General features: G+C 71.4%; 17 protein-coding genes. 8 read left to right on the top strand and 9 right to left on the bottom strand.

Annotated features, from left to right (window positions below):
• Nucleotides 1–31: 31 nt before the first annotated feature.
• The gene (locus DEJ51_RS05210; protein ID WP_223836139.1) at nucleotides 32–277 is read right to left on the bottom strand and encodes an SDR family oxidoreductase; all 246 of its coding nucleotides are present in this window, start codon (nucleotides 275–277) and stop codon (nucleotides 32–34) included.
• A gap of 233 nt (nucleotides 278–510) precedes the next feature.
• On the opposite strand from DEJ51_RS05210, the gene DEJ51_RS05205 reads away from it, so the two are divergent.
• The 3 genes from DEJ51_RS05205 to DEJ51_RS05195 all read left to right on the top strand — a co-directional run bounded on the left by DEJ51_RS05205 (nucleotide 511) and on the right by DEJ51_RS05195 (nucleotide 3,509).
• The gene (locus DEJ51_RS05205; protein ID WP_150256527.1) at nucleotides 511–1,965 is read left to right on the top strand and encodes an amino acid transporter; all 1,455 of its coding nucleotides are present in this window, start codon (nucleotides 511–513) and stop codon (nucleotides 1,963–1,965) included.
• Nucleotides 1,966–1,975: 10 nt separating this feature from the next.
• Nucleotides 1,976–2,431 carry an Lrp/AsnC family transcriptional regulator gene (locus DEJ51_RS05200; RefSeq protein ID WP_030388502.1) on the top strand — a complete coding sequence of 152 codons (456 nt, stop codon included), beginning with the start codon at nucleotides 1,976–1,978 and terminating at the stop codon, nucleotides 2,429–2,431.
• A 124-nt stretch (nucleotides 2,432–2,555) separates the two neighbouring features.
• The gene (locus tag DEJ51_RS05195; protein WP_150256526.1) at nucleotides 2,556–3,509 is read left to right on the top strand and encodes an IS481 family transposase; all 954 of its coding nucleotides are present in this window, start codon (nucleotides 2,556–2,558) and stop codon (nucleotides 3,507–3,509) included.
• Here DEJ51_RS05195 and DEJ51_RS05190 read toward each other — a convergent pair.
• Entirely contained in the window at nucleotides 3,506–4,213 is a 708-nt protein-coding gene (locus DEJ51_RS05190) for a GNAT family N-acetyltransferase (protein ID WP_150256525.1), read from the bottom strand. The genes DEJ51_RS05195 and DEJ51_RS05190 overlap by 4 nt on opposite strands.
• Nucleotides 4,214–4,386: 173 nt before the next feature.
• On the opposite strand from DEJ51_RS05190, the gene DEJ51_RS05185 reads away from it, so the two are divergent.
• The 4 genes from DEJ51_RS05185 to DEJ51_RS05170 all read left to right on the top strand — a co-directional run bounded on the left by DEJ51_RS05185 (nucleotide 4,387) and on the right by DEJ51_RS05170 (nucleotide 7,791).
• A complete protein-coding gene (locus DEJ51_RS05185; RefSeq protein ID WP_150256524.1) occupies nucleotides 4,387–4,587 on the top strand; it encodes a hypothetical protein in 201 nt (66 codons plus the stop codon).
• An 86-nt stretch (nucleotides 4,588–4,673) separates the two neighbouring features.
• The gene (locus DEJ51_RS05180; protein WP_150256523.1) at nucleotides 4,674–5,072 is read left to right on the top strand and encodes a hypothetical protein; all 399 of its coding nucleotides are present in this window, start codon (nucleotides 4,674–4,676) and stop codon (nucleotides 5,070–5,072) included.
• Nucleotides 5,073–5,249: 177 nt separating this feature from the next.
• Nucleotides 5,250–6,050, top strand: a complete 801-nt coding sequence (locus DEJ51_RS05175) for a carbon-nitrogen hydrolase family protein (RefSeq protein ID WP_150256522.1) — start codon at nucleotides 5,250–5,252, stop codon at nucleotides 6,048–6,050.
• Between the two features lie 43 nt (nucleotides 6,051–6,093).
• Nucleotides 6,094–7,791: a flavin monoamine oxidase family protein gene (locus DEJ51_RS05170; RefSeq protein WP_150256521.1), complete on the top strand. Its 1,698-nt coding sequence runs from the start codon at nucleotides 6,094–6,096 to the stop codon at nucleotides 7,789–7,791.
• 165 nt (nucleotides 7,792–7,956) lie between these two features.
• On the opposite strand, the gene DEJ51_RS05165 is transcribed toward DEJ51_RS05170, so the two are convergent.
• From DEJ51_RS05165 to DEJ51_RS05150, 4 genes are all read right to left on the bottom strand, one after another.
• Nucleotides 7,957–8,256: a hypothetical protein gene (locus DEJ51_RS05165; RefSeq protein WP_150256520.1), complete on the bottom strand. Its 300-nt coding sequence runs from the start codon at nucleotides 8,254–8,256 to the stop codon at nucleotides 7,957–7,959.
• An 85-nt stretch (nucleotides 8,257–8,341) separates the two neighbouring features.
• Nucleotides 8,342–8,983: a DUF5995 family protein gene (locus DEJ51_RS05160; protein WP_150256519.1), complete on the bottom strand. Its 642-nt coding sequence runs from the start codon at nucleotides 8,981–8,983 to the stop codon at nucleotides 8,342–8,344.
• Nucleotides 8,984–9,058: 75 nt separating this feature from the next.
• Nucleotides 9,059–10,462 (bottom strand): uracil-xanthine permease family protein, encoded by a 1,404-nt coding sequence (locus DEJ51_RS05155; protein WP_150256518.1) that lies wholly within the window; start codon nucleotides 10,460–10,462, stop codon nucleotides 9,059–9,061.
• A 78-nt stretch (nucleotides 10,463–10,540) separates the two neighbouring features.
• Nucleotides 10,541–11,788, bottom strand: a complete 1,248-nt coding sequence (locus DEJ51_RS05150) for an MFS transporter (RefSeq protein WP_150256517.1) — start codon at nucleotides 11,786–11,788, stop codon at nucleotides 10,541–10,543.
• 55 nt (nucleotides 11,789–11,843) lie between these two features.
• Here DEJ51_RS05150 and DEJ51_RS05145 point away from each other — a divergent pair, with 55 nt between their 5' ends.
• Nucleotides 11,844–13,001 carry an ROK family transcriptional regulator gene (locus tag DEJ51_RS05145; RefSeq protein WP_150256516.1) on the top strand — a complete coding sequence of 386 codons (1,158 nt, stop codon included), beginning with the start codon at nucleotides 11,844–11,846 and terminating at the stop codon, nucleotides 12,999–13,001.
• A gap of 85 nt (nucleotides 13,002–13,086) precedes the next feature.
• On the opposite strand, the gene DEJ51_RS05140 is transcribed toward DEJ51_RS05145, so the two are convergent.
• The 3 genes from DEJ51_RS05140 to DEJ51_RS05130 form a co-directional block, all read right to left on the bottom strand.
• Nucleotides 13,087–13,863: an SDR family oxidoreductase gene (locus tag DEJ51_RS05140; RefSeq protein ID WP_150256515.1), complete on the bottom strand. Its 777-nt coding sequence runs from the start codon at nucleotides 13,861–13,863 to the stop codon at nucleotides 13,087–13,089.
• Nucleotides 13,864–13,916: 53 nt separating this feature from the next.
• Nucleotides 13,917–14,816: an RNA polymerase sigma-70 factor gene (locus DEJ51_RS05135; protein ID WP_223835676.1), complete on the bottom strand. Its 900-nt coding sequence runs from the start codon at nucleotides 14,814–14,816 to the stop codon at nucleotides 13,917–13,919.
• 101 nt (nucleotides 14,817–14,917) lie between these two features.
• Nucleotides 14,918–17,290 (bottom strand): chitinase C-terminal domain-containing protein, encoded by a 2,373-nt coding sequence (locus tag DEJ51_RS05130; RefSeq protein WP_150256514.1) that lies wholly within the window; start codon nucleotides 17,288–17,290, stop codon nucleotides 14,918–14,920.
• Nucleotides 17,291–17,458 lie beyond the last annotated feature (168 nt).

Here is a 17,458-nt window from a genome sequence, read left to right as displayed (position 1 = left end):
GGGCCCGCCGGCCCTGCTGGTCCCGCTGGTGTCACTGGTCGCCTCCGATCGTCGGATACGGGAACGGCCCGCGGGTCCGCACCACCCCCGGTGCCACCGCGTTCACCCGTACCCCGCGCGGGCCCCGTTGCACCGCCGCGGAGCGGACGAATGCCGCCGGTCCGGCCCGGGCGGCACCCCGCGTGATCCGGGAGGGTCCGGGGCGGCACACGCTGCGACAGATCTGACGAAGTGTCAATGAACGGGCTTCCGGGAGACCTGCGCAGCGATCGATCATCCATACGCAACAAACGACTGTCGGTGACAGATCCGCGCAATGATCGTGCGCCAATGTGCAAGGATGGTGCATTACGGGCGGTATCTCTCAGCTCGTAGGCTCACTCGCTGTACGTGGAGTGGCGTGGACCGCCTGCTCGGCGGTTCCCCATGCCCAGGCTGGCTCCTGCCCGCCCGCTCCGGACCGCTGCGGTCGAAGCCTTATCCCCACCCGCAGTGTCAAAGGAGTCACACGTGCTCGAAACCGGCCAGGCGCCACCGCTCACGTCCGAGCCCAGTAGGCCCGTCCACCCGCTGATGCGCCGCAAGCCCGTCGAGCAGCTCGTCGCCGAGGGCGGCCAGGGCGAGGGCGGCACGCTGCGCCGCTCGCTCACCATGTGGCAGCTGACGATGATCAGCATCGGCGCCACCCTGGGCACCGGCATCTTCGTGGTCCTCGGCACCGCGGCCCCCAAGGCCGGCCCCGCCGTGACGATCTCCTTCGTCATCGCGGGCCTGACCGCCCTGTTCTCGGCGCTCTCCTACGCGGAGCTGGCCGGATCGGTCCCGGTCTCCGGGTCCTCGTACTCGTACTCCTACGCCACCATGGGCGAGCTCATCGCCTGGATCTGCGGCTGGTGCCTGGTCCTGGAGTACGGCGTGTCCGTCGCGGCGGTCGCCGTCGGCTGGGGTGAGTACCTCAACGAACTGCTCGACGGGACGATAGGCATCACCATCCCCGAAGCGGTCTCCGCACCCCTCGGCGACGGCGGTCTCATCAACCTGCCCGCGCTGGTCGTGGTCCTCCTCGCCATGGTCTTCCTGATGCGCGGCGCCAAGGAGAGCGCCCGGGTCAACTCGATCATGGTCGGCGTGAAGATCGTCACCCTGCTGCTCTTCATCGGCATCGGCTTCATGGGCATCAAGGCCGGCAACTACGCCCCGCTCGCCCCGCTCGGCGTCACCGGCATCAGCGCCGCCGCCTCCACGCTCTTCTTCTCGTACATCGGCTTCGACGCCGCCTCCACCGCCGGTGAAGAGGCCAAGAACCCCAAGCGCGACCTGCCCCGCGCGATCATGCTCTCGCTGCTGATCGTCACCGTGCTCTACGTCCTCGTCGCCTTCGTCGCCGTCGGCGCCATGCCGTGGCAGGACTTCGAGGGCACCGAGGCCGCGCTCGCGCAGATCATGACCGACGTCTCCGGCCACACCTTCTGGGGCGTCGTCCTCGCCGCCGGTGCCGTCGTCGCCATCGCCTCCGTCGTCTTCGCCGTGCTCTACGGCCAGACCCGCATCCTCTTCGCCATGTCCCGCGACGGCCTCGTCCCCAAGGTCTTCGCCAAGGTCAACGCGAAGACCGGAGCCCCCCGCGCCAACGTGGTGATCGTCTCCCTCTTCTGCGGAGCCCTCGCGGCCTTCATCCCGCTCGGCAAGCTGGCCGACGCCACCAGCATCGGAACCCTCTTCGCCTTCGGCCTCGTCAACGTCGCCGTCATCATCCTGCGCAGGACCCGCCCGGACATGCCGCGCACCTTCAAGGTCGCGCTGTTCCCGGTCACGCCGATCCTCGGCGTCATCGCCTGCGGCTACATGATGTTCAGCCTCGATACCGCCACGTGGATCGTCTTCGGTGGCTGGATGATCGCAGGCCTCGTGTTCTACTTCCTGTACGGCATCCGCCGCTCCCGACTGGCCACAGCAGAGAAGTGATCCACCCGCAGTGCGACTGAACGATCTCGACGAACGCATCGTGCACGCCCTCGCCGAGGACGCCCGGCGTTCCTACGCGGACATCGGCTCCGAGGTCGGTCTCTCGGCCCCCGCCGTGAAGCGGCGCGTGGACCGGCTGCGTGCCGAAGGCGCCATCACCGGCTTCACGGTCCGGGTGGACCCGGCCGCGATGGGCTGGGAGACCGAGGGCTTCATCGAGATCTACTGCCGCCACAACACCTCGCCGGACGACATCCGGCGAGGGTTGGAGCGGTACCCCGAGGTGGTGGCCGCGTCGACCGTCACCGGCGACGCGGACGCCCTCGTCCAGGTCTTCGCCTCGGACATGCGCCACTTCGAGAGGGTCCTGGAACGCATCGCGGGCGAGCCGTTCGTGGAACGCACCAAGTCGGTGCTCGTCCTCTCCCCGCTCCTGCGCCGCTTCACCTCGGGCGCCCCGGCCTAGGTGTTCTGTCCGGGGAGGTTGTGGACGGGTGATGCAGGTCTCGGTTGAGGGATCTTGAAATGGGTGAGGGCCTTCTGGCCTGGTGTGGATTGCGACATCTGCACCGGCGACCAGAAAGGCCCTCGTGCCCCACCGTAATGCACCCCTGACCGAGACCGGACGACTACGCCTGGCCCGTTGTGTGGTCGTGGACGGCTGGCCCCTTCGGCGGGCTGCCGAGCGTTTCCAGGTCTCGCCGACCACCGCCCAGCGGTGGGCTATCCGCTACCGGGCCCTGGGCGAGGCCGGTATGGCCGACCATTCCTCCCGACCGCACCACAGCCCTCGCCGGACCGCGACCCGCACCGAACGCCGGATCATCAAGGTCCGCATCCAGCGGCGGTGGGGTCCGGCCCGCATCGCCCACCTGCTGGGCCTGGCGCCCTCGACCGTGCACCGTGTGCTGGCCCGGTTCGGCCTGGCCCGCCTGACGCATCTGGACCGGGCCACCGGCCGTGTCATACGCCGCTACGAACGTGAGCGTCCGGGCGAACTCGTCCACGTCGACATCAAAAAGCTCGGCAACATCCCCGACGGCGGCGGCCACAAGACCCTCGGCCGGCAGGCCGGCCGCAAAACCAAGACCGGCGTCGGCTACCAGTACATCCACACCGCCGTCGACGACCACTCCCGCCTCGCCTACAGCGAGATCCACGCCGACGAGAAGAAGGAAACCGCCACGGCCTTCTGGAGCAGGGCCCAGGCCTACTACGCCAGTGCCGGAATCACCGTCGAACGGGTCCTGACCGACAACGGCTCCTGCTACAAGTCCCACGCCTGGCGTGACCTGCTGGCAGCGGCCGGGATCGCCCACAAGCGAACCCGGCCCTACCGGCCCCAGACCAACGGCAAGGTCGAACGACTGAACCGGACCCTGCTGGACGAGTGGGCCTACGCCCGCCCCTACCGCTCCGAGCAGGAACGACGCGACGCCTTCCCCCAATGGCTACACACCTACAATCACCACCGCGGACACACCGCGCTCGCAGGCAAACCACCCGCCAGCCGCGTCCCCAACCTCACTGGGCAATACACCTAGGCCGGGGTACGCACACCCACGAAGAGGGGGCTGCGGCGCAGGGTGAAGCCCATCGCCCCGTAGAGCCGCACGGCCCCGGTGTTGTCCGCCGCCGCGTGCAGGAACGGCTGATCCCCGCGTTCCCGGACCTCCGCCGCGACCGCGCGTACCAGCCGGTCCGCCAGGCCCCGGCCCCGGTGGTCCGGGTGCGTGCACACCGCGCTGATCTCCGACCAGCCCTCCGGCCGCATCCGCTCCCCGGCCATCGCGACCAGCCGGCCCTCGTGGCGGATCCCGAGGTACGTGCCCAGCTCGACCGTACGGTCCAGGAACGGGCCTGGCCGGGTCAGCCCCACCAGCTCCAGCATCTCCGGTACGTTATCCGGCCCGAGCGGCACCGCATCCGGCGCCGCCACCGCCCGAACGCCGCGCCCGTCCAGCTGCACGCCCGCGACCTCCACCAGCGTCTGCCATCCCGGCGGCGGGGTCAGCAGCCCGGTCACCCAGACCTCCTGCCCCGGACCGGCCAGCTCGGCCAGATCCGCCCACGCCCGCGGATCCAGGGGATCGGCGAGCGCCGCGAAGGGGGAGGTGTCCGGCGTGTACCGGGCCGCCAGACCGGCGGGCGCGAACTCGGCGAAATCCCGGTGCGTCCCGGTCAGCGCGGCCCAGACCGGATTGTCGAGGACCTCACTGCCGTTCAGCGTGCCGCTTTCGGGGGACATCGGTGGGGGACTCCTTCCACGGGCGGCGGCGTCCGGGTCGTGGCCGCCTTCTTGACGGCCTCCGGCGCCACCACGAGACTGCGGGGGACGGCCAGGACGGACGGCGCCCGCCACCGGAAGCCTAACCAGCACCGGACGGGAGCGGCCCAGGACAGGGACGGGGGTGAGCGGCGGTGGACACGGCCCGCACGGCAAAGACGGCCCGGCCCACGGACACGGCCCGGCCCGCGGACACGGCCCGGCCCACGGACACGGCCTGGACGGCGGAAACGGACACGGACGCGCGCGCCCGGACCCGCCGACGCTGGTGGCTCACCCGGCGCCTGCACATCGACCTCCTGCGGGTGTGCAGCGCATTCGGCCCGCGCGGCTGACCCCTCAGAGACGAGTGACCCGGACCGGGAGCGCGCACCGCGCCGCCCCCGGGCCCAGCCGTGTTGTCCTCCACCCCGGGAGCGTCATGTCGCACACCGTCCTGCCCCGCACCCCCCTGCCCCGCACCGGCCCGGCGCCCGCCCCGCGCGGCCGCATCGGAGCCGGTTTCTCCCCCGTACCGCACCGCTACCACCTCTACCTCCGCGCCGGCTGTCCCCGCTCCCGGCGGATCACCGGCGCCCTCGCCGAGCTGGGCCTGGCCCGCGCGGTCACCGCCACCGTCCTCGGCGCGGACCCCCGGGCGGCCGACCACGGCGCGCTCCGCCTGGCCTACGAGGCCACCGGACACCACTTCGACGGCGCCCTGACCGTCCCCGCCCTCGTCGACACCTGGAGCGGCCGCGTCGTCTCCGACCACACCCCCGACATCCTCGACGACCTGCGCTTCCTGGCCGCCCACCCGGCCTTCCGCACCGGCTCGTAGCAGGCCGGCGCACGGGTCCACGAGGAAGGCGCGGGGCACCCGCGCAACGAATCACCGCGCCGACGGGGGAACACGCAACGAATCGATGCGCGGAGCGCAACGCTCACGGCTTGTCCGGGTCGAACGCGCGAACGTACCGTTTGATAACCCCCTTCCCGCCTGTCACAGAGGTAGCCCATGCCCCCGCTGCGCACCGCCCTCCTCCAGAGCTCCGGCGTTCTCGGCGACACCGCCGAGAACCTCAAGGCGCTCGACGAGGCAGCCGCGCGCGCCGCACAGAGCGGGGCCGGGCTCCTCGTGACCTCGGAGATGTTCCTCACCGGCTACGCGCTGGACCTCCAGGACATCCCCGGCCTCGCCGAAGCGGCCGACGGCACCTCCGCCCAGGCCATCGGCGAGATCGCCCGCCGCCACGGGATCGCGGTCCTGTACGGCTACCCCGAGAGCGCGGACGGCGTCGTCTACAACGCCGCCCAGCTCATCGGCCCCGACGGCGCGGCGCTGGCGAACTACCGCAAGACCCACCTCTTCGGCTGCTTCGAACAGGACGCCTTCACCCCCGGCGACACCCCCGTCGTCCAGGCGGACCTGAACGGCCTCCGCATCGGCATCATGATCTGCTACGACGTGGAGTTCCCCGAGAACGTCCGGGCGCACGCGCTCGCCGGTACCGACCTCCTCCTGGTGCCGACCGCGCAGATGCACCCGTTCCAGTTCGTCGCCGAACAGCTGGTCCCCGTAAGGGCCTTCGAGAACCAGATGTACATCGCGTACGTCAACCGCACCGGCCCGGAAGGCGAGTTCGAGTTCGTCGGACTCAGCTGCCTGGCGAGCCCCGACGGGGTCACCCGGACCCGGGCCGGACGCGGCGAGGAGCTGGTGTTCGGCGAGGCCGACCCCGAGCTGCTGTCCGCCTCGCGCGAGAACAACCCGTACCTGCGCGACCGCCGACCGGGGCTCTACGCCTCCCTCGTCTGAGCCCTCTTCCTCCCCCAGCCCTGCCGCAAGGAGACGTACCCCCATGACGTCCACGGTGCCCACCACCGCCGTCCCGCACAGCGACGGACAGCCGCCGATCACCATGTTCGGTCCGGACTTCCCCTACGCGTACGACGACTTCCTCGCCCACCCGGCCGGCCTCGGCCAGATACCGGCGACCGAGCTCGGCACCGAGGTCGCCGTCATCGGCGGCGGGCTGTCCGGCATCATCTCCGCGTACGAGCTGATGAAGATGGGCCTCAAGCCCGTCGTCTACGAGGCCGACCAGATCGGCGGCCGCCTGCGCACCGTCGGCTTCGAGGGCGCCGAGACCGAGGGCCTCACCGCGGAGATGGGCGCCATGCGCTTCCCGCCGTCCTCCACCGCCCTGCAGCACTACATCGACCTCGTCGGCCTGGTCACGGAGCCCTTCCCGAACCCGCTCGCCGAGTCGACCCCCTCGACGGTCGTCGACCTCAAGGGCGAGACGCACTACGCCGAGACGATCGCGGACCTCCCGCAGATCTACCGCGACGTGTCCGCCGCGTGGAACGCCTGCCTCGACGAGGGCGCCGACTTCTCCGACATGAACACCGCGATGCGCGAGCGGGACGTCCCGCGCATCCGCGAGATCTGGGCGAAGCTCGTCGAGAAGCTCGACGACGAGACCTTCTACGGCTTCCTCTGCAAGTCCGAGGCCTTCAAGTCCTTCCGCAAGCGCGAGATCTTCGGCCAGGTCGGCTTCGGCACGGGCGGCTGGGACACCGACTTCCCGAACTCCATCCTGGAGATCCTGCGCGTCGTCTACACCGAGGCCGACGACCACCACCGCGGCATCGTGGGCGGCTCGCAGCAGCTGCCGCTGCGCCTGTGGGAGCGCGAGCCCGAGAAGATCGTGCACTGGGCCCAGGGCACCTCGCTGTCCTCCCTGCACGACGGCACCCCGCGCCCGGCGGTCACCCGCCTGCACCGCACGGCCGGCAACCGCATCACGGTCACCGACTCCTCCGGCGACATCCGCACGTACCGCGCCGCGATCTTCACGGCCCAGTCCTGGATGCTGCTGTCGAAGATCGAGTGCGACGACACGCTGTTCCCGATCGACCACTGGACGGCGATCGAGCGCACCCACTACATGGAGTCGTCCAAGCTGTTCGTCCCCGTCGACCGGCCGTTCTGGCTGGACAAGGACGAGGAGACCGGCCGTGACGTCATGTCGATGACGCTGACCGACCGGATGACCCGCGGCACGTACCTGCTGGACAACGGACCGGACAAGCCCGCCGTCATCTGCCTCTCGTACACCTGGTGCGACGACAGCCTCAAGTGGCTGCCGCTGTCCGCGAACGAGCGGATGGAGGTCATGCTGAAGTCCCTGGGCGAGATCTACCCCAAGGTCGACATCCGCCGTCACATCATCGGCAACCCGGTCACCGTGTCCTGGGAGGACGAGCCCTACTTCATGGGCGCGTTCAAGGCCAACCTGCCGGGCCACTACCGGTACCAGCGCCGCCTGTTCACCCACTTCATGCAGGACCGCCTCCCCGAGGACAAGCGCGGCATCTTCCTCGCGGGCGACGACATCTCGTGGACGGCCGGCTGGGCCGAGGGCGCGGTCCAGACCGCCCTCAACGCGGTCTGGGGCGTCATGCACCACCTCGGTGGCTCCACGGACTCCACCAACCCGGGCCCGGGCGACGTCTACGACGACATCGCCCCGGTCGAACTCCCCGAGGACTGATCCTCCGGTCCCATGATCACGGGCCGCCGCCCCGCGCCGTCAGCACGCGGGCCGGCGGCCCGTTCTCCATGTCCGGGCCGGCGGGCGCGCCGCCGGACCGGGTTCCTGCGCGGGTCGCGTTCGGCGGCCGCCTCCGCCGAGGCCCGGCAGGCAGCCGTCCGGGGCTCACCCCGCAGCCGGCCATCTGCGCTGTGCGATGCGGTGGAACACGTCGATGAGGTCCTCGATCTCCTGCCCGTGCGAGGTCACCGACCAGTCGTCCGCGTATCCGGACCGCATCAGCTCCTGGGACAGGAACTCCAGCATCGTGTCCGTGGCGAAGTCGTCCGGCGCCCTGGGGGACGTGGCGATCTCGGTCGCCTCCGGATGCCATGCCGTGAGGTCCAGCAGGGACTGGTGAAGCTCCGGGCCGCCACGGAACCAGCGGGGGACGGTGCGGTTCTGCTCGCTCATTCTTCCTGCCATTGAGCAGAGCGTAGTGAAGACGCCCGAGGCGGCCCCGAGGGGGTACCAGCGGGACCGCGCCGACGGCGCGTGGCCGCGGGGCGGGTCAGCCCCGCGGGGTCAGCAGGCAGCGGCCCACCAGGCCCACGCCCGCGTCGAGCGAGTCCGTGAACTCCTCGGCCAGTTCAGGCGCCCGGCGCAGCGTCCACAGCAGGCGGGCCGCCGACCAGGCCCCGGCGCGGGCGCGCTCCAGGCTCCACGAGCCGACCAGGTGGGTCAGCGGGTCGGCGATCTCCAACAGGTCCGGGCCCGGCATCAGGTCCTCCCGGATGTGCTCCTCCAGGGAGACCAGCGTGTCCCCGACCCGGTCGAAGTCCGCCTCCAGAGCACGCGGTTCACATCCCAGCTCACCGCACGTGGCGACCACCGCCAGCGCCAGGTCGTGGCCGATGTGCGCGTTGATCCCGGCCAGCGCGTGCTGGAGCGGGCGGATCCCGGGGTGGCGGCGGTACTGCAGCAGCGGACGCCAGCAGGCCGGGGCCCGCTCCGCCTCGACCGCCGTCAGGTACCGCTCCGCGAACCGCACACTGAGCGTCTCCGCCCGCCGGGGCGCCGGGAAGGCGCCGTGCTCGATCCGCCGGTGCAGGGTCTCCGTCACGGTCAGGTAGACCCGGTTGAAGACGGCGACACCGTCCTGCGGCGGGAGCCGCTCCTCCAGGGCGCGCATCCGCGCCAGCACCGCTTCCATGGGGGCAGAGTCGCAGGCGCCGACGCGGATCCGGGGAACTTGGCCGTACGCTTCCCCGGTTCGGGCGAAACCCCGTCAACGGGGCTTGTCCTGGCCGCCCCCGGGGCCGTCGCCGGTGTCGTAGCCCGAGGTGCCCTCGTCGAGGAGGGGCTCCTGCTTGAGGTGCGCGGGCGCGAGGAACCGCAGCGCGTGGTAGCCCGTGATCACGACGACCGTGCCCAGCGCGATGCCACCCAGCTCGAACGTGTCGGTGATCTGCAGCTTCACCCCGCCGACGCCGATGATGATGCCCGCCGCGGCCGGCACCAGGTTCAGCGGATTGCGCAGGTCCACCCCGCCGTTGATCCAGATCTGTGCGCCGAGCAGGCCGATCATCCCGTAGAGGATGACCGTGATGCCGCCGAGCACCCCGCCCGGGATCGCCGCGACGATCGCACCGAACTTGGGACACAGCCCGAAGAGCAGCGCGAAGCCCGCGGCCGCCCAGTAGGCCGCCGTGGAGTAGACCCGGGTGGCCGCCATGACACCGATGTTCTCGGAGTAGGTGGTGTTCGGCGGACCGCCGACCGCCGTGGACAGCATGGACGCGGCGCCGTCCGCCGCGATCGCCGTACCCAGCTCGTCGTCGAGCGGATCGCCGGTCATCTCGCCCACGGCCTTGATGTGGCCCGCGTTCTCGGCGATCAGCGCGATCACCACCGGCAGGGCGATCAGGATCGCCGACCACTCGAAGGCGGGCGCGTGGAAGGACGGGAGCCCGATCCAGTCGGCCTTGGCCACCGCCGAGAGGTCGAGGCGCCAGTGGTCGACGGCCGCCTCCCCGCCCAGCGTCGAGTGGATCTTCCCGAAGAGCAGGTCGGAGATCCAGGAGATCCCGTACCCGAAGAGCAGGCCGAGGAAGATCGCGATCCGCGACCAGAACCCGCGCAGGCAGACCACGGCAGCCCCCGTGAACAGCATCGTCAGCAGCGCCGTCCACTGGTCCTGCGGCCAGTACGTGCTCGCCGTCACCGGCGCCAGGTTGAAGCCGATCAGCATCACCACCGCGCCCGTCACGATGGGCGGCATCGCCGCGTGGATGACGCGGGCACCGAAGCGCCGGACCACCAGGCCCGCCAGGAACAGTGCCACGCCCACGACGAAGACGGCGCCCGTGACCACCGCACTGTCCCCGCCGGCGGCCCGGATGGCCGCCGCCACACCGACGAAGGACAGCGAGCAGCCCAGGTACGAGGGGACCCTGCCGCGGGTCGCGAGGAGGAAGATCACCGTCGCGACACCGGACATCATGATGGCCAGGTTCGGATCCAGGCCCATCAGGACCGGAGCGACGAAACTCGCACCGAACATCGCCACGACGTGCTGCGCGCCCAGCCCGGCGGTCCGCGGCCACGACAGCCGCTCATCCGGCCGGACCACCGCCCCGGGGGCGGGAGTCCGCCCGTCTCCGTGCAGGGTCCAGCCCACGCCGAGGCCCATGTTCCACTCCGTTTCTCCGGCTGCTCACACATCGAGGCCGCAGCGCACGGGTGCGTGCCGCTGCGGCCAGTCGACATGTTACGGCCGGGTTTGAGCAGGTTCGTCGAGGTCGGTGGGGCCGGATTTCGCCGACACCCCGCCGAGACCGGCCCCAGCCTGCCGCACCGGCGGTCCCTGGCGCAGTACCGCGGCACCCGCGACCAGTGCGAACGCCAGCAAGGTCACCAGTCCGAAGGACACCACCAGCGAGGTCGCGTCCGCCACCGCGCCGATCGCCGACGGCGCGATCAGCCCCGAGGTGTACGTGATCGTCGCGACACCGGCGATCGCCTGCGCCGGAGCCGGGCCGCTGCGTCCCGCCGCCGCGAAGGCCAGCGGGACCACCACCGCGATCCCGAGCCCGATCAGCCCGAACCCGGCCAGCGCGCCCGCCGGATGCCGGACCCCGACCACGAGCAGCCCGCCCGCGGTGGCGACCAGCCCGCCGGCCCGGACCGTGCGCACCGCCCCGAACCGGTCCACCACCCGGTCACCGACCAGCCGGGCCACGGCCATCGTGAGGGCGAAGGCGGTGGTGGAGGCCGCCGCCAGGCCCGCGTCCGTGTGCAGGACGTCCCGCAGGTAGACCGCCGACCAGTCCAGGCTCGCGCCCTCGGCGAACACCGCGCAGAAGCCGACGGCCCCGATCAGCAGCGCCGACTTCGGCGGCAGCGCGAAGTGCGGCGGCGCCTGAGCCTCCTCGTCGGCCCTCAGGTCCAGCACGCCCTGTACGGCGAACAGCCCGCCCGCCGTCAGGACCAGCGCGGCGACCAGGTGGTGCAGCCGGGCGTCGACCCCGGCGTGCGCGGCGACGGTACCCGCGGCCGAGCCGAGCAGCGCGCCCACGCTCCACATGCCGTGCAGCGAGGACATGATCGAACGGCCCAGCCGGTTCTCGGTCTCCACGCCCAGCGCGTTCATCGCCACGTCCGACATGCCGGCGGTGGCCCCGTAGACGAACAGTACGAAGCAGAGGGCGGGCAGGTTCGGGGCGAGGCTCGGCAGGATCAGCGACAGGGTCCACAGCGAGAGCAGCACCCGAAGCGCGGTCCGGGCGCCGAGCCAGTGGTTGATCCGGCCCGCCAGCGGCATCGCGAGGGCCGCGCCCACGGCGGGCGCGGCGAGGGCCAGACCCAGAGTGCCCGCGCTGAGCTGGGCGTTCTCCTGGATCCAGGGGATGCGCGTGGCGAAGGAGCCGGTGACGGCGCCGTGGATGCAGAAGACGGCGGCGATGGCGTAGCGGGCATGGCGCAGGCGCGCCGGGCTGAGGTCGGTGTCCCCGGTCATGAGGATTAAACTATCAGGGACCCTGCCTGATAGATAATGGGCCCGACTCCCTAGGATGGGCTCCGTGACTCCTGCCCCCACCACGACCCCGGCACCGTCCCCCGCCTCACCCAGCACGGCCCGGGCCATCAACGACCGCCTCGCCCTGCAACTCCTCCAGGAATCCGGGCCGCTGACGGCCACCCAGCTGAAGACCATGACCGGCCTCTCCCGGCCCTCGGTCGCCGACCTCGTCGACCGCCTCACCGAAGCCGGACTCATCGAAGTCGCCGGCGAATCCGGCGAACAGCGCCGCGGACCCAACGCCAAGCTCTACGGAATCGTCGCCGACCGCGCCCACCTCGCCGCCCTCGACGTCCGCACCGACCGGGTCACCGCCGTCGTCACCGACCTCCTCGGCCGCCCCCTCGCCGAAGCCGCCCTGCCCGTCGGCGCCCCCGAGGACGCGGTGGCCGCCCTGCTGCGCACCGCACGCGAGGCCGGCGCCGCCGAACTGCACACCGTCGTCATGGGCGCCCCGGGCCTCGTCGCCCCGGCCACCGGCGAACTCCGCGACACCAGCGGCCTCCCCGCCTGGCACCGGGACCTGGTCACCGCCCTGCAGCGGAGCCTGCCCGCGGTGGTCGTCGTCGAGAACGAGACCAACCTCGCCGCTCTCGCCGAGCAGCGCCTGGGCGTGGCCCGCGACCTGGACTCCTTCGTCCTGCTGTGGCTCGGCGCGGGCGTGGGCGCCGCCGTGGTCCTGGACGGCCGGCTGCGCCGGGGCGCCTCCGGCGGAGCGGGAGAGATCGGCTTCCTCCCGGTACCGGGAACCGCAGGCCTGCCGTCGGCCGAGGACTGCGCGGGCGGATTCCACGCCCTCGTGGGCCGCGAAGCCGTGACCGCGCTGGCGCGCGCCCACGGCTTCGCGGGCCCGGCGGAGGAGGCCGTGGCCGGAGCCGCGGGCGAGGCCTTCCTCGAAGCCCTGGCCGAACGGCTCGCGCTGGGCGCGGCGGCGGCCGCGGCGATCCTGGACCCGGGCTGCGTGGTCCTGGCGGGCGAACTGGGCCGCGCCGGCGGCCCCGCCCTGGCCGCCCGGGTCGCCCACCGCGTGGCGAAACTGACCCCGGTCCCGACGGAGATCCGCGCCACGACCCTGGGTGACCCGGCGGTCCTGGCAGGAGCCGAACTGGCGGCGCGGGAGGCTGCGCAGGCGGTGCTGTTCGGGGGGTAGGGGTGGGGGCGGCTCCCGCCCCGCGAAGTCCCCGACGTACCGTTCCGACCCCGGTCGGCCGGCCCCGCCCCTGCCGCCCCCGCCCCTACCGCCCCCGCCCGGCTTCAGGCGCCGCCGGCGCCGCCGACGCCGCGAACTGGGCGAACGTGAGGCGGCCCACCGCGTGGGACGGGGCCAGGTTGCCGCCGCGCTTGAAGCCCGCGTAGGCCTTGCCCGCCAGGGGGAGGGAGATCACCCGGCGGTGGCGGCCCATCGCGGTCAGGTAGGTGCGGGCCAGGTCGGGCAGCGTGTGGATCTCCGGGCCGCCCATGTCCGGGACCCGGCCCGACGGGGTCGGGACGGCCAGTTCTGTCAGCCGGTCCGCCACCTCGCCGACGGCGATCGGCTGGACCCGTACCCCGCTGGGCATCGGCACGAGCGGCAGCTTCGCCGCCATGTCCACCACCTGCGCCACCAGGTCGTGGAACTGGGTCGTGCGCAGGATGGTCAGGCCCAGCCCGGACGCCTCCAGCAGCCGCTCCACCTTCAGCTTCGTCCGGTAGTAGCCGAACGGCACCACGTCCACCCCGACGATGGAGATGTAGACGACGTTGGTCACGGTCCCGGCCCGCCGGGCCGCGTCGACGAGGTGCCGGGCGGCGGCCTCGTCGTCCTTGCCCCCGCCGCGCGTGTCGCTCGCGCAGTGCACGACCACCTCCGCGCCCGCCATCGCCACGTCCAGCCCGGTGCCGTCCGACAGGTCGACCGGGTACTCCGGGGCGTGCCGGCTCAGTGCGCGGACCTCGTGGCCCGCGTTCCGGAGCCGGTCCACGACCAGTACGCCGAGGGTGCCGGTGCCGCCGGTGACGAGGATGGTGCTCATGGGGTCCGCCTTTCGCCGATGAAGGTTCTTCCGCAGCGGAGACCGGAGGGCTCTCAGGAATGTGACAGCTGCCGCTGGAGGAACTCCAGCTTCTCCGGGTTGAGTACCGTGCTGAGCCCGCTGACCAGCCCGTTCTCGAATTCCACCAGGAGGACGCCCGTCCCGCCGAAGACGAGTGCCGGTACCCCGTTGATCTCCGCGACGCTGACCTGCAGGTCCCCGGCGAACTTCTTGAGCACCCCGATCGTGAACCGGGCCACCTTCTCCCGCCCCAGGATCGGCCGCAGCGCTGCACTGACCACGCCGCCGCCGTCGGAGACGAACCGGGCGTCGGCCGTCAGCAGCCCCTCCAGCCGGGCCAGGTCCCCGCTGCGCGCCGCCGTCATGAAGGTCTCCACGAGGCTCTGCCACCGTTCGGGGTCCGCCTCGAAGCGTGGCTCCGCCGCGGCCGGCCGCTCCGCGGTCACCCGGCCGGCCGCCCGCCGGTAGAGCTGGCGGCAGTTGGCCTCGGTGAGGTCCAGGAGTCCGGCGATCTCCCGGTGGCTGTAGGCGAAGGCCTCGCGCAGTACGTACACGGCCCGTTCCACCGGCGTGAGCTGCTCCAGCAGCACCAGCAGGGCCATGGACACGCTGTCCCGCTGCTCCGCGGATTCCAGCGGGCCGAGGGTGCCGTCCCCGGTGAGGACGGGCTCCGGGAGCCAGGGGCCGACGTACGCCTCGCGCCGGACCCGCGCCGAGGTGAGGGTGTTGAGGCACAGGTTCGTGACGACCTTGGCGAGCCAGGCGCCCGGGTGCTCGATCTCCGCGCGGTCCGCCGACGCCCAGCGCAGGTACGCCTCCTGCACGGTGTCCTCGGCCTCCGCGGCCGAGCCGAGCATGCGGTAGGCGATGCCGAACATCCGGGGACGGTTTTCCTCGAAGTCCGCGTCGGACGCGGTGATGTGTGTGATCACCGCTGCAGCGTACGAGTCCGGTCAGGCGCGGAAAGAGCGAGGACCCGGTGGCCGCCGGGCCACCGGGTCCTCACGTTCACTCGTGGATCAGGGTGCGGGGGTCAGCAGGCGCCCTGGTCCTTCCAGACACCCCATTCGCCGGTGGTGCCGGGCTCCTCGTTCTGCGTCCACCACTGGGCCTTCCAGTTGCGGCCCTTGTGGGAGACGACGTCGCCGCTGTTGTAGATCGTGCCCGCCACGTACGCCGGGTTGGTGCAGGTCCCGCCCGGCGGCGTGGTCGGCGGCGTCGTGGGGGGAGTGGTGGGCGGGGTGGTCGGGGGAGTGGTGGGGGGAGTCGTCGGGGGCTGGGTGGAGCCGGGCTGGACCAGCGTCGTCCCGCGGGCCAGGTCGCCGGCGAGGGCGTAGGTGGTGCCGGAGATCTTCACGGTCCAGTTGGAGGGCGTGGACACCGGCAGGTAGTAGTTGAACGCCAGGTCGACGGAGGCGCCGGGTGCCAGCGTCTGCCAGGCCGGGAGCTTCAGGGAGACCCGCTGGAAGTCGCCCTTCAGGCCGCCGACGTTGGTGCCGGTGTGGCCGCTGCTGATCACGGTCGTACCGAAGCCGGACTGGTCGGAGGCGTTGTTCGGGGCGGAGGTGCCGTAGTCGAACTGGAACTCGGTGCCGCCGGGCAGCGTGGCGTTCGTGTTGTTGGTGATCTTCAGCTTCGGGGTGAGCGGGTAGTTGGAGTCGCCCAGCTTGAACTCGGTGAACTCCGTCCTGATGTCCACGGCCTGGGTCGGCAGGGCGGTGGCGCCCGCCTTCTTCGCGCCGTAGGGGGAGGCCGACTTGAACTTCTGGTACATCGTGTCGGTGAGCGTGTCGCCCATCTCGTACTGGCCCTTGGCCGCGTTGTACGTGTAGTCGCCCGCGAGCTCCCAGACCATCGTGCCGCCGATGCCCTTGTCGACCACGTAGTCGGCCTTGGCGGCCACCGACTGCTCGTCCTCGGTGGAGAGGAAGACCTTCTTCTGCGCGTTCCACAGCCACGGCGCCACCAGGGTGGAGTCGTACTTGCGGGCGTAGGTGCCGGTCAGCGTGGTGTTCGCCGGGAAGCCGTACTTGGTGACGTAGTCGCCGACGACGCCCTTCTCCAGGTTCTTGGCGTGCCACATCGGGTTGGAGCCCGCCGGGGACTCGGCCCCGTTGGTGTCCTTGTCGTGCCACAGGTTGTCGATGCCGACCGCGCCGTCGCCGCACTTGGTCAGGCCCGCTCCGGCGGGGCAGGTGGTGGCGGGGGCCTTGCCCCACAGGCCGTCGGTGCCGCCCTGCACGTTCTTGAAGCCGCGGGTGTAGTAGGGCAGGCCGATGTTGATCCGGCCGCCCGGCATCGAGCCGCGGAAGTAGTGGTACGCCCAGTCGGTGTTGAGGTAGCCGATGCCGCCGTACTGGGAGGTGGAGTAGACGCCGGCGGCGGCGAGTTCGCCGTCCTTGCCGTCGTCGAAGAGCGAGGCGTTGGGGCCGACGTACTCGTTCCAGGCGCCGTGCAGGTCGTAGGACATGATGTTGACGTAGTCCAGGTACTTCTGGATCTGGAACGTCTCCATGCCGCGCAGCAGGTAGCCGGAGGAGGGGGCGGCGACGGAGAGCAGGTAGTGCTTGCCGTCGTCGGCGCCCGCGCGGTCGAGCTTCTCGCGCAGGGACTTCATCAGGGCGGCGTAGCCCTGGACGAGGCCGGCGCGGCGGGCGTTGGCCAGCTGCCAGTCCAGCGGGTTGCCGGCGTCCTTCATGGTGGTGGGGTACTCGTAGTCGATGTCGACGCCGTTGAAGCCGTACTTGCGGACGAACTCGACCGAGGAGTCGGCGAAGGTGTCGATGCCGGCCTGGTTGACCGAGCCGTCGGCGTTCGTGGCCATGGAGTAGAAGCCGCCGGAGGCGACGCGGTTGCCGTCGTCGCCGAAGTAGCCGCCGGTCTCCGCCCAGCCGCCGACCGAGATCAGCGTCTTGACGTTCGGGTACTGCTTCTTGAACTTCGTCAGCTGGTTGAAGTGGCCCTTGTAGGGGAGGGCCGGGTCCATCTCGGCGCCGGCGACGCCGGGCCAGGTCATCCCGGTGGCGGCGTTGTTCACGCCGTCCGAGCCGACGGAGATCTTGTTGTCGGCGCCCACGTGGGCGAAGGCGTAGTTCAGGTGGGTGACCTTGGACCACGGGATGTTGTTGGCGAGGTAGGCGGGGGTGCCGTCCTTGCCGGTGCGCCAGCCGGTGAAATATCCGATGACGCGGCGCTGGTGGTCGGCGCCCATCTTCTCGCGGCCCTCGGTGTCGTAGACCGAGCAGTACGGGACGTCGACGCCGACGGTCTTGTACAGCCCGTTCGGGCGACAGCCCTCGTTGTCGGCCGCGTGCGAGACGCCGGCCGAGAGCCCGCCCACCAGGAGTCCGGCGATCGCTGCGCCGGATGCCAGGAGCATCGCTCTCGTACGTGTGGGGGACGGCATTGTGCCTCCTGGGGAGGGGAGGATGCAGGACACAACTGGACACAACATGAAGCAACAGAGGTGGTGCGAAAGCGTGTTGGCCCGTGACGTGTGCACATCTGACGGACCGTTCCCGGGAAGATGAAGGGAACGTTAAGAGGACTAGACCACCCCGTCAATAGGTCTGGA

It is taken from the genome of Streptomyces venezuelae, from assembly GCF_008642275.1.
Classification (GTDB): domain Bacteria; phylum Actinomycetota; class Actinomycetes; order Streptomycetales; family Streptomycetaceae; genus Streptomyces; species Streptomyces venezuelae_E.
Note: the sequence above shows the minus strand (reverse complement) of the source record. Positions and strands in the feature narration are given on the sequence as shown.

Coding starts and splice junctions, on each gene's coding strand:
- DEJ51_RS05210 (WP_223836139.1), bottom strand. CDS start 277: ATGATCGATCGCTGCGCAGGTCTCCCGGAAGCCCGTTCATTGACACTT.
- DEJ51_RS05190 (WP_150256525.1), bottom strand. CDS start 4,213: ATGTCCCCCGAAAGCGGCACGCTGAACGGCAGTGAGGTCCTCGACAAT.
- DEJ51_RS05180 (WP_150256523.1), top strand. CDS start 4,674: ATGTCGCACACCGTCCTGCCCCGCACCCCCCTGCCCCGCACCGGCCCG.
- DEJ51_RS05175 (WP_150256522.1), top strand. CDS start 5,250: ATGCCCCCGCTGCGCACCGCCCTCCTCCAGAGCTCCGGCGTTCTCGGC.
- DEJ51_RS05170 (WP_150256521.1), top strand. CDS start 6,094: ATGACGTCCACGGTGCCCACCACCGCCGTCCCGCACAGCGACGGACAG.
- DEJ51_RS05165 (WP_150256520.1), bottom strand. CDS start 8,256: ATGGCAGGAAGAATGAGCGAGCAGAACCGCACCGTCCCCCGCTGGTTC.
- DEJ51_RS05160 (WP_150256519.1), bottom strand. CDS start 8,983: ATGGAAGCGGTGCTGGCGCGGATGCGCGCCCTGGAGGAGCGGCTCCCG.
- DEJ51_RS05155 (WP_150256518.1), bottom strand. CDS start 10,462: ATGGGCCTCGGCGTGGGCTGGACCCTGCACGGAGACGGGCGGACTCCC.
- DEJ51_RS05150 (WP_150256517.1), bottom strand. CDS start 11,788: ATGACCGGGGACACCGACCTCAGCCCGGCGCGCCTGCGCCATGCCCGC.
- DEJ51_RS05145 (WP_150256516.1), top strand. CDS start 11,844: ATGGGCTCCGTGACTCCTGCCCCCACCACGACCCCGGCACCGTCCCCC.
- DEJ51_RS05140 (WP_150256515.1), bottom strand. CDS start 13,863: ATGAGCACCATCCTCGTCACCGGCGGCACCGGCACCCTCGGCGTACTG.
- DEJ51_RS05130 (WP_150256514.1), bottom strand. CDS start 17,290: ATGCCGTCCCCCACACGTACGAGAGCGATGCTCCTGGCATCCGGCGCA.